The sequence below is a fragment of the Streptomyces sp. NPDC007856 genome, from assembly GCF_042868225.1.
GTDB lineage: Bacteria > Actinomycetota > Actinomycetes > Streptomycetales > Streptomycetaceae > Streptomyces.
Map to the genome: position 1 here is coordinate 25,924 of NZ_JBIAEC010000037.1, position 9,462 is coordinate 35,385.

At 70.4% G+C, this 9,462-nt stretch carries 10 protein-coding genes; 8 read left to right on the forward strand and 2 right to left on the reverse strand.

Annotated elements, in window-relative coordinates:
* Nucleotides 1-44 precede the first annotated feature (44 nt).
* The 8 genes from ald (at nucleotide 45) to ACFYOH_RS41925 (ending at nucleotide 8,232) form a co-directional block, all read left to right on the forward strand.
* Nucleotides 45-1,160, forward strand: coding sequence for an alanine dehydrogenase (gene ald, locus ACFYOH_RS41890; protein ID WP_388636866.1), 1,116 nt, complete (start codon nucleotides 45-47; stop codon nucleotides 1,158-1,160).
* Between the two features lie 379 nt (nucleotides 1,161-1,539).
* The gene (locus ACFYOH_RS41895) at nucleotides 1,540-2,673 is read left to right on the forward strand and encodes a ParA family protein (protein ID WP_388636828.1); all 1,134 of its coding nucleotides are present in this window, start codon (nucleotides 1,540-1,542) and stop codon (nucleotides 2,671-2,673) included.
* Nucleotides 2,658-3,215 carry a hypothetical protein gene (locus ACFYOH_RS41900; protein WP_388636831.1) on the forward strand — a complete coding sequence of 186 codons (558 nt, stop codon included), beginning with the start codon at nucleotides 2,658-2,660 and terminating at the stop codon, nucleotides 3,213-3,215. Before ACFYOH_RS41895 ends, ACFYOH_RS41900 begins: the two co-directional genes overlap by 16 nt.
* Before the next feature lie 18 nt (nucleotides 3,216-3,233).
* Nucleotides 3,234-4,661 carry a segregation/condensation protein A gene (locus tag ACFYOH_RS41905; RefSeq protein ID WP_388636833.1) on the forward strand — a complete coding sequence of 476 codons (1,428 nt, stop codon included), beginning with the start codon at nucleotides 3,234-3,236 and terminating at the stop codon, nucleotides 4,659-4,661.
* Nucleotides 4,658-5,305, forward strand: a complete 648-nt coding sequence (scpB, locus tag ACFYOH_RS41910) for an SMC-Scp complex subunit ScpB (RefSeq protein ID WP_388636836.1) — start codon at nucleotides 4,658-4,660, stop codon at nucleotides 5,303-5,305. Before ACFYOH_RS41905 ends, scpB begins: the two co-directional genes overlap by 4 nt.
* Before the next feature lie 13 nt (nucleotides 5,306-5,318).
* Complete coding sequence (locus tag ACFYOH_RS41915; RefSeq protein WP_388636839.1) at nucleotides 5,319-6,392, forward strand: pseudouridine synthase; 1,074 nt, start codon at nucleotides 5,319-5,321, stop codon at nucleotides 6,390-6,392.
* A 78-nt stretch (nucleotides 6,393-6,470) separates the two neighbouring features.
* Nucleotides 6,471-7,478 (forward strand): ADP-ribosylglycohydrolase family protein, encoded by a 1,008-nt coding sequence (locus ACFYOH_RS41920; protein ID WP_388636842.1) that lies wholly within the window; start codon nucleotides 6,471-6,473, stop codon nucleotides 7,476-7,478.
* 4 nt (nucleotides 7,479-7,482) lie between these two features.
* Nucleotides 7,483-8,232: a DNA polymerase beta superfamily protein gene (locus ACFYOH_RS41925; protein WP_388636845.1), complete on the forward strand. Its 750-nt coding sequence runs from the start codon at nucleotides 7,483-7,485 to the stop codon at nucleotides 8,230-8,232.
* Here ACFYOH_RS41925 and ACFYOH_RS41930 read toward each other — a convergent pair.
* Nucleotides 8,158-8,901: a DNA polymerase beta superfamily protein gene (locus tag ACFYOH_RS41930; protein ID WP_388636848.1), complete on the reverse strand. Its 744-nt coding sequence runs from the start codon at nucleotides 8,899-8,901 to the stop codon at nucleotides 8,158-8,160. The two genes, ACFYOH_RS41925 and ACFYOH_RS41930, sit on opposite strands and share 75 nt — an antisense overlap.
* Nucleotides 8,902-8,923: 22 nt before the next feature.
* Nucleotides 8,924-9,310: a Rieske (2Fe-2S) protein gene (locus ACFYOH_RS41935; protein WP_388636851.1), complete on the reverse strand. Its 387-nt coding sequence runs from the start codon at nucleotides 9,308-9,310 to the stop codon at nucleotides 8,924-8,926.
* Between the last annotated feature and the right edge of the window lie 152 nt (nucleotides 9,311-9,462).

A 9,462-nucleotide genomic window follows, 5' to 3' on the forward strand; every position in this document is an offset into this window, starting at 1 on the left:
TGTACAGCACCCCCATACCCTCTGAGCCAAGGACCGTGATCGACGTGAAGGTCGGCATCCCCCGCGAGGTCAAGAACAACGAGTTCCGGGTGGCCATCACCCCCGCCGGTGTGCACGAGCTGGTGCGCAACGGCCACCAGGTCGTCATCGAGCGGGGCGCCGGCCTCGGCTCCTCGATCACGGACGAGGAGTACGTCTCCGCCGGTGCCGCGATCCTGGACACCGCCGACGAGGTGTGGGCCTCCGCCGACCTGCTGCTGAAGGTGAAGGAGCCCATCGCGGAGGAGTACCACCGTCTCCGCAAGGACCAGATCCTCTTCACCTACCTGCACCTGGCCGCCTCCAAGGAGTGCACGGACGCGCTCATCGAGTCCGGCACCACGGCCATCGCCTACGAGACCGTCGAGCTGCCCAACCGTGCCCTGCCGCTGCTGGCCCCGATGTCCGAGGTCGCGGGCCGGCTGGCCCCGCAGGTCGGCGCCTACCACCTGATGCGCGCGGCCGGCGGCCGTGGCGTGCTGCCCGGTGGTGTCCCCGGTGTGACCCCGGCCAAGGCCGTCGTCATCGGCGGCGGTGTCTCCGGCTGGAACGCCACCCAGGTCGCCGTCGGCATGGGCTTCGAGGTGACCCTGCTCGACCGTGACATCAACAAGCTGCGCGAGGCCGACAAGATCTTCGGTACGAAGGTCAAGGCGATCATGTCCAACTCCTTCGAGCTGGAGAAGGCCGTCCTCGACGCCGACCTCGTCATCGGCGCGGTCCTCATCCCGGGGGCCAAGGCCCCGAAGCTGGTCACCAACGAGCTGGTGGCCCGCATGAAGCCCGGAAGTGTCCTTGTCGACATCGCGATCGACCAGGGCGGCTGCTTCGAGGACTCCCACCCGACGACGCACGCCGAGCCGACCTTCCAGGTGCACAACTCGGTCTTCTACTGCGTCGCCAACATGCCCGGCGCGGTGCCCAACACCTCCACCAACGCCCTCACCAACGCGACGCTGCCCTACATCGTCTCCCTCGCCAACAACGGCTGGGCCGAGGCGCTGCGCCGCGACGCCGCGCTCGCCAAGGGTCTCAACACCCATGACGGCAAGGTCGTTTACAAGGAGGTCGCAGAGGCCCACGGCCTGGAGCACGTGGAGCTGGAGACCCTGCTCGGCTGAGGCAAAAGGCGATTCGTCAACACGACTCGTCAACAGCGCGCAACCGGCCGGACCTTGCCCGACAAGGTCCGGCCGGATGTGTGTATGGTCACTTGGCGACTCTTGGTCAACTCGCCTCGAACGCAACCCTTGGACCGATTCGTACACCGGTGAAACCTGCTGTGCGACGGCCGTACGCCCTTGACAGCGAGATGTTTCATTGCCGACACATCCTGCCGGGTCCGGCGGATTGTGTTGCTGCGGACCGCCGACACGCCATAGAGTCGCCAACCGTCGGCATGGTGCCACGCTGACCTTGTCTAGAAGTTTCCTGGTCACCAAGGAGGTAAGACGACTTGTGAATGAGTCGACATTTTCTCCCGGGGGTGGTCAACCAGGAATGCCTGCACGGGGCCAGGGCCCCGCGGGATTCGAGGCTGTCGGCTCCGTAGCTGTGCGCACCTTCGCAGCCCACCAGAGTCCGGGTCCGCAGACGGCCCGGACAGCACCCCAGAGCATGGATGGCCATCACGTGAACGCCATGGCCGGCGACGGAAGTGGCGCGCCCCACAACCAATTCGCCGACTACGACGAACTGCCCGAGGGGCACTTCTACGACCCCGACGCCGAGTACGAGCCCGATCCGGAGTACGCGGCCACGCTCGCGCCCGACGCGGCCCGCCAGCGCCGTGAGCGCATCGGCCCGACCGGACGCCCACTGCCGTACTTCCCGATCCCGGGCCCGCTGACCGACCACGGCCCCGCGACGATCATCGCGATGTGCAACCAGAAGGGCGGCGTCGGCAAGACCACGTCGACCATCAATCTGGGTGCCGCGCTCGCGGAGTACGGCCGACGCGTACTGCTCGTGGACTTCGACCCGCAGGGCGCGCTGTCGGTGGGTCTCGGCGTCAACCCGATGGAACTCGACCTGACGGTCTACAACCTGCTCATGGAGCGGGGCATGTCCGCGGACGAGGTCCTGCTGAAGACCGCGGTCCCCAACATGGACCTGCTGCCGTCCAACATCGACCTGTCGGCCGCCGAGGTCCAGCTGGTCTCCGAGGTGGCCCGTGAGTCGACGCTGCAGCGCGCCCTGAAGCCGCTGATGCCCGACTACGACTACATCGTGATCGACTGTCAGCCCTCGCTCGGCCTGCTCACCGTCAACGCCCTGACGGCCGCTCACAAGGTGATCGTGCCGCTGGAGTGCGAGTTCTTCGCCCTGCGCGGTGTGGCTCTGCTGACCGAGACCATCGAGAAGGTCCAGGAGCGGCTCAACCCCGAGCTCGAACTGGACGGCATCCTCGCCACGATGTACGACTCGCGCACGGTCCACAGCCGTGAGGTCCTGGCCCGTGTGGTCGAGGCGTTCGACGACCACGTGTACCACACGGTCATCGGCCGCACGGTGCGCTTCCCGGAGACCACGGTCGCCGGTGAGCCGATCACCACGTACGCCTCCAACTCCGTCGGTGCCGCCGCCTATCGCCAGCTCGCCAGGGAGGTGCTCGCCCGGTGTCACGCCGAGTGAGTCTGCCCGGGGCCGACGAACTCTTCCGTACGACAGGGGGGACGGCACTGCAGCCGTCGACTCCCCGCCGCTCGGCCAACGGTGAGGCCCGGGTCCCGGCTCCCGCGGGGGAGAGCGACGGCGCGGCCGCCGCGGAGGACGCACCGCCGTCGGTGCCGGTCCAGGGCGGTGACGGCGAGGGCGCGGAGCATGCCGCGGCGGAGGCCGAGCAGGACGGGGCCGGCGAGTCCCGCACCCGCCCGGCGCGGCGGCAGGCGGCGCAGGACGGTTCTGGTGAGCCCTCCGCCGCGGCGCCGCGGAAGCGGGGGCGGGCGGCGGCGCGGCGGCCCAGTGGGCGCGAGCGGCACGACGAGAAGATCACGGTGTATGTGTCGGCCGAGGAGCTGATGGACCTCGAACACGCCCGTCTGGTGCTGCGCGGCGAGCACGGGCTCGCCGTCGACCGCGGGCGCATCGTCCGCGAGGCGGTGGCCGTGGTCCTGGCCGACCTGGAGTCCCGCGGGGACGCGAGCATCCTCGTACGCCGGCTGCGGGGGCGGTAGGGGTAGCCTGCGGGGGCTATGACCTCGAACGACGTTCCCCTCCCCGGCGCCGGCGCCGGCCGCCGGCGTGCGCTGGGGCGGGGTCCAGGGGCTCCGCGTGTGGCTCCGCCGGCTGCGCCGGAGAGCGAGCCGACGGCTGAGGGCGAGGTTCCGGCGCAGGCGAGTGAGCCCGACGGCCTGCCGGAAGAGGCATCCGCAGCCACCCCACCCGGGGAACCGCCGCCCGCGCCCCCCGAAGAGCCGACACCCGCCGAGCCGCAAGCCCCCGCAGCCACCGAGCCCGAACCTCCTGCAGCTGCCGACTCCGACGGCTCCGCGCCCGCCGCGCCGGAAGCGCCCGCAGCTGCCGACTCTGATGGGTCCGTGCCCGCCGTGCCGGAAGTGCAGGTGACCGCCGGGCCGGAGGTTTTCGCAGTTGCCGGGCCGGACGTGCCGGTAGCTGCCGACTCTGATGGGTCCGTGCCCGCCGTGCCGGAAGTGCAGGTGACCGCCGGGCCGGAGGTTTTCGCAGTTGCCGGGCCGGAAGCTCTCGCGCTCGGCGTGCCGGAAGTGCTCGTGGTCGCCGGGCCCAAAGCTCCCGTAGCCGCTGGACCCGGAGAGGCCGTGGAGGCCCAGGGCTCCGTCGACGGTGTTTTCAAGGTGCGGCTCGCCAACTTCGAGGGGCCCTTCGATCTGCTCCTTCAGTTGATCTCCAAGCACAAGCTGGACGTCACGGAGGTCGCCCTCTCCAAGGTCACCGACGAGTTCATGGCGCACATCCGGGCCATGGGGCCCGACTGGGACCTGGATCAGACGACCGAGTTCCTTGTCGTCGCCGCCACGCTGCTCGATCTGAAGGCGGCCCGGCTGCTGCCCGCCGCCGAGGTCGAGGACGAGGCCGACCTGGCGCTGCTGGAGGCGCGGGACCTGCTGTTCGCCCGGCTGCTGCAGTACCGCGCGTACAAACAGATCGCGGACATCTTCAACCGGCGGTTCGACGAGGAAGCCCGGCGTTGGCCCCGTACCGTCGGCCTGGAACCGCACCACGCCGAGCTGCTGCCCGAGGTCGTCATCAGTATCGGCCCCGAGGGGTTCGCCAGGCTCGCGGTCAAGGCGATGCAGCCCAAGCCCAAGCCACAGGTCTACGTCGACCACATCCACGCCCCGCTGGTCAGCGTGCAGGAGCAGGCCGGAATCGTGGTCGCGCGGCTGAAGGAGCTGGGCGAAGCCAGCTTCCGGGCGCTGGTCGAGGACACCGACGACACCCTCACCGTCGTGGCCCGCTTCCTCGCCCTGCTGGAGCTGTACCGCGAGAAGGCCGTCGCCCTGGAACAGGAGACCGCGCTCGGCGAGCTGCTCGTGCGCTGGACCGGCGGGGACACCGACACCGCACCGATGGTCACCGACGAGTTCGACCGGCCGCCGGAGCAGCCCAAGGAGGACAAGAAGGAGGACAAGAAGGTATGAGCGAGACCACAGAGCTCTCCCCGGGGCTGCGCGGCGTCGCCGATCTCGCCCTCAAGCCCGCCCTGGAGGCCATGCTCATGGTCGTGGACGAGCCCGCGACCGAGGAGCACCTCGCCAAGCTGCTGGAGCGGTCGCGGCGGCAGGTGGCGGACGCGCTGCGGGAGCTGGCCGACGAGTACACCGTGCAGGGCCGCGGCTTCGAGCTGCGGTTCGTCGCGGGCGGCTGGCGCTTCTACACCCGCGCCGACTACGCGCCCGCCGTCGAGCGGCTGGTCCTGGACGGCCAGACCGCCCGGCTCACCCAGGCCGCGCTGGAGACCCTCGCGGTCGTCGCCTACCGCCAGCCGGTCAGCCGCAGCCGTGTCTCCGCGGTACGCGGAGTCAACTGCGACGGTGTGATGCGCACCCTCCTGCAACGGGGTCTGGTCGAGGAGGCGGGCACGGAACCCGAAACAGGTGCGATCCTGTACAGGACGACGAACTACTTCCTGGAGCGGATGGGCCTGCGTGGCCTGGACGAGCTTCCGGAGCTCGCGCCCTTCCTCCCGGAGGCGGAGGCGATCGAGGCCGAGACCCAGGAAGGGGTCCCGTCGTTCGACCCGGACGCGCCCGACGCGCCCGGTGCTCAGGACGCAGACGACTAAGACGGAAACCTTGATGCGAAGCAGCGGCAGCGGCAGGAACAGCGGCGGGCGCGGTAACTACCGCGGCGCCGGCAACAACCGGGACGAGCGACAGGGGCAGGGCCGTTCCCGCAAGCCCCGCCCCGAGGAGCGCCGCTACGACGTGGGCCCGGCCGCCTCGAAGGACGGCCCCAAGTCCGGGCGCGGCGGCGCGGCCCGCGGCGGCGCCAAGGGCGGCCCCAAGCAGCCCCAGCAGAGCGGTGGGCGCGGCCGTACGGCCCCCGCGCGCTCGCGTGAGTACGAGGCGCGCGCCGAGGAGCGCAACCGGGACCGCTACGCCGGCAAGAAGGACATCAAGCTGCCCAAGACCTTCCCGGGCGCCGAGCAGGAGGGCGAGCGGCTGCAGAAGGTCCTCGCGCGCGCCGGCTACGGCTCGCGGCGGGCCTGCGAGGAGCTGATCGAGCAGGCGCGCGTGGAGGTCAACGGCGAGATCGTCCTGGAGCAGGGCCGCCGGGTCGACCCGGAGAAGGACGAGGTCAAGGTCGACGGCCTGACGGTCGCGACGCAGTCGTACCAGTTCTTCTCACTGAACAAGCCCGCCGGTGTCGTCTCCACGATGGAGGACCCGGAGGGGCGGCAGTGCCTCGGGGACTACGTCACCAACCGTGAGACGCGGCTTTTCCACGTCGGCCGGCTGGACACCGAGACCGAGGGCGTCATCCTGCTCACCAACCACGGTGAGTTGGCGCACCGTCTGACCCACCCCAAGTACGGCGTGAAGAAGACCTACCTCGCGGCGATCGTCGGCCCGATCCCGCGCGACCTTGGCAAGCGACTGAAGGACGGCATCCAGCTGGAGGACGGTTACGCGCGCGCGGACCACTTCCGGGTCGTGGAGCAGACCGGCAAGAACTACCTGGTCGAGGTGACCCTGCACGAGGGCCGCAAGCACATCGTGCGGCGCATGCTGGCCGAGGCCGGCTTCCCGGTCGAGAAGCTGGTCCGCACCGCCTTCGGTCCGATCACCCTCGGCGACCAGAAGTCGGGCTGGCTGCGGCGCCTGTCCAACACCGAGGTCGGGATGCTCATGAAGGAAGTCGACCTCTAAGCCGGCGCACAAAACGCCTTGCCGCGATCACCATCCCCCTTTATTGTCAGGGTGACGATAAAGGGGGATGGTGATCCTATGTCCAAGCGCGCCGCCACCGGGGCACTCCTGGGCCTCGCCCTCGGGGACGCCCTCGGCTTCCCGGCCGAGTTCGACGACGTACCGTCGATCCTCGCCAAGTGCGGGCCCTGGCGGGAGATGGGGCTGCCCAAGCGCGCCTTCGTCTCCGACGACACGCAGATGACCCTCGCCGTGGGACGCGGACTCAGGACGGCCATGGAGCGTGGATACCTCGCGCCCAAGCGGCTGGAGCGGCCGCTGCGCGCGGAGTTCGTGGACTGGTACCACTCGCCGGAGAACAACCGCGCCCCGGGCCGCACCTGCCTGACCGCGTGCGCCTTGCTGAAGGAGGAGGGCCGACGCTGGCAGGACGCCAGTCAGGTCGGCTCCAAGGGCTGCGGTGCCAACATGCGGGTCGCCCCCGTCGGCCTCGCCCCCGGCCTGAGCGACGAACAGCGCGCCGGCGCCGCCCAGTTGCAGTCCGCGCTCACCCACGGCCACCCGACCGCGCTCGCCGCCTCGGACCTCACCGCCCGCGCCGTCCGCCTGCTCACCCAGGGCACCGACCCGACGGGTCTGGTCGGACAGCTGCGCTCATACGCCCTCGACCACCGCACGCACTACGACCACACCTGGCTCGGCGACCTGTGGACCCGCGCCCAGGACCCCAGCCCGGAGCACTTCATAGCGCGCGGCTGGGACGAGTGCCTCGCCGTCCTCGACCGCCTTCAGCAGGCCGTGCGGACCGTCTCACCGGAGACCGACCCGTGCCTGGCCACCGGCGCGGGCTGGATCGCCGAGGAGGCCCTCGCCACCGGACTGCTGTGCTTCCTGCTCTTCCCCGACGAGCCTGTCACCGCCCTGCGCCGGGCCGCCTGCTCCTCCGGCGACTCCGACTCCGTCGCCTGCCTCACCGGCGCCTTCGCGGGCGCGTGGCTGGGCGAGGAGGCCTGGCCGGCCGACTGGACCGAGCGGATCGAGTACCGGGGCGATCTGTCGGCGCTGGGCACGCTCTGGGACGCTTAGCCCCATGATCGACGACCTCGACATCGACCTGAAGCCCGTGGTCGCGGAGCAGCCCGACCCCCTGCTGTTCGCGACCGTGTCCGGAGCCCATCTGTACGGCTTCCCCTCGCAGGACTCCGACGTGGATCTGCGGGGCGTCCATCTGCTCCCGGCGGCCGACCTCGTCGGGCTGCGCGAGCCGGAGGAGACCCGCTCCCGGGCCTGGGTGCGCTACGGCGTCGAACTGGACCTCGTCACCCACGATCTGCGCAAGTTCGTACGGCTGATGCTGCGCCGCAACGGCTATGTGCTGGAGCAGCTGCTCTCGCCGCTGGTCGTGCACACCGGGGACACGCACCGGGAGCTGGCCGCGCTAGCCCCCGGCGTCCTCACCAGCCACCACGCCCACCACTACCGGGGATTCGCGGTGACCCAGTGGCGGCTGTTCGAGAAGACCGGCGAACTCAAGCCGCTGCTCTACACGTTCCGGGTGCTGCTCACCGGCATCCACCTCATGCGCAGCGGCGAGGTCCAGGCCCACCTGCCCACGCTGCTGGACCAGCTCGACGCCCCCGGCTATCTGCCCGAGCTGATCGCCGCCAAGGCGGAGCGGGAGCACGGCAGCGCGGATGTCCCGCACGCGCGCGTGGAGGCCGACGTGGAGCGGCTGCACGCCGAGCTCGACGAGGCGCAGGCCGCCTCAGCCCTGCCCGACGCGCCCGGTGCGTACGACGCCCTGCACGACCTCGTGGTCCGCGTGCGCCTGGACGGCTGAGTCCCGGCGCACCCGGAACAGGAAGTCGGCCACGCGCGCGTGGTCAGGTTCGGGCGGCAGCGGCGTGCGGTGCAGGGCCTGCTCCGTCTCCGTCCCGAGCCGGGCCATCCACCTCTCGACCTCGGCCCAGGGGACCTCGCCCCGCTTCACCGCGAGCAGGGGCTCGCGCCGGTCGCCGACGTCGAGCCGCAGCTCGCCCGTGCGCAGCAGGTCCCGGGCGCTCATCAGCAGGCGCAGCAGATGCATGGCGTGCTTCCAGCGCGGGGCGCCGTGCGTACGGATGTCGGCGTCCAGTTTCCTGCGCTGGCCGAGGGCGTAGCGGGTGAAGGTGTCGTGGGCCCGGCGGGAGAGGAAGGCCGCGCGCAGGGACAGCAGCTCCCGGCCGGTGTCGTCCAGCCGCTCCATCAGCGGGGAGTGCAGGCACTCCAGGATGTTCGGGTTGCCGCGCAGCGCCAGCTCGCAGAACCGTTCCAGCTCCCAGGAGAACTGCTCCTCGCCCGGCCCCTCCACATGCGTCGGCGGCTTCTCGAACCGCCAGAAGAGGGGGGTGGGGGCGAGGAACACACCCCGCAGGTCGGTGTCGCTCGTGTCCGTGGCCAGGCCGAAGGCCCGGGAACCCATGACGCAGGCGTAGACGGTGTGGTCGCGTACCAGGGTCTCGGGCTGCATGCCGGGAGCGTACGCCGACCCCTCACGTCAGTTTGATCGAATTTCCCTCCACCTTGATCGACTCCTTGGGCAGCGGCCGCTTCGCCGGACCGTGGGCCACCGAACCGTCCCCGATGTGGAACTTGCTGCCGTGGCAGGGGCAGTTGATCGTGCCGTTCGCGACCGTGCTCACCGTGCAGCCCAAGTGCGTGCAGATCGCCGAGAAGGCCTTGAAGTCACCCTTCTTGGGCTGGGTGACGACGACCTTCTTGTCCTTGAAGATCTTGCCGCCACCCTCCGGGATGTCACTGGTACTGGCCAGCTCCTCGCCGACGCTCGTGGTGGCGCCGCCACCGCATGCCGCGACGGGTGCGACGACCGCCGCCGCACCCGTCGCCAGAACCGTGCGCCGCGTCGCGCCCTCAGCCATGCCGACCTCCGTACAACACGTCGAATTCGGTGAATACCGGATTCCCCGCATCGTCTCAGCTTGGCGTTTAACCTCGCGGGTCACTCGTCCTGCTGACCTGCGGTTCTTCACGGGACAGCGGAGACGGCCGTTCTCCACGCTTCGAGATGTCG

What these genes read in the sequence shown, in the direction of transcription:
- ACFYOH_RS41915 (WP_388636839.1), top strand. Translation starts at nt 5,319, where the DNA reads ATGCGAAGCAGCGGCAGCGGCAGGAACAGCGGCGGGCGCGGTAACTAC.
- ACFYOH_RS41920 (WP_388636842.1), top strand. Translation starts at nt 6,471, where the DNA reads ATGTCCAAGCGCGCCGCCACCGGGGCACTCCTGGGCCTCGCCCTCGGG.
- ACFYOH_RS41925 (WP_388636845.1), top strand. Translation starts at nt 7,483, where the DNA reads ATGATCGACGACCTCGACATCGACCTGAAGCCCGTGGTCGCGGAGCAG.
- scpB (WP_388636836.1), top strand. Translation starts at nt 4,658, where the DNA reads ATGAGCGAGACCACAGAGCTCTCCCCGGGGCTGCGCGGCGTCGCCGAT.
- ACFYOH_RS41930 (WP_388636848.1), bottom strand. Translation starts at nt 8,901, where the DNA reads ATGCAGCCCGAGACCCTGGTACGCGACCACACCGTCTACGCCTGCGTC.
- ACFYOH_RS41935 (WP_388636851.1), bottom strand. Translation starts at nt 9,310, where the DNA reads ATGGCTGAGGGCGCGACGCGGCGCACGGTTCTGGCGACGGGTGCGGCG.
- ACFYOH_RS41895 (WP_388636828.1), top strand. Translation starts at nt 1,540, where the DNA reads ATGCCTGCACGGGGCCAGGGCCCCGCGGGATTCGAGGCTGTCGGCTCC.
- ACFYOH_RS41905 (WP_388636833.1), top strand. Translation starts at nt 3,234, where the DNA reads ATGACCTCGAACGACGTTCCCCTCCCCGGCGCCGGCGCCGGCCGCCGG.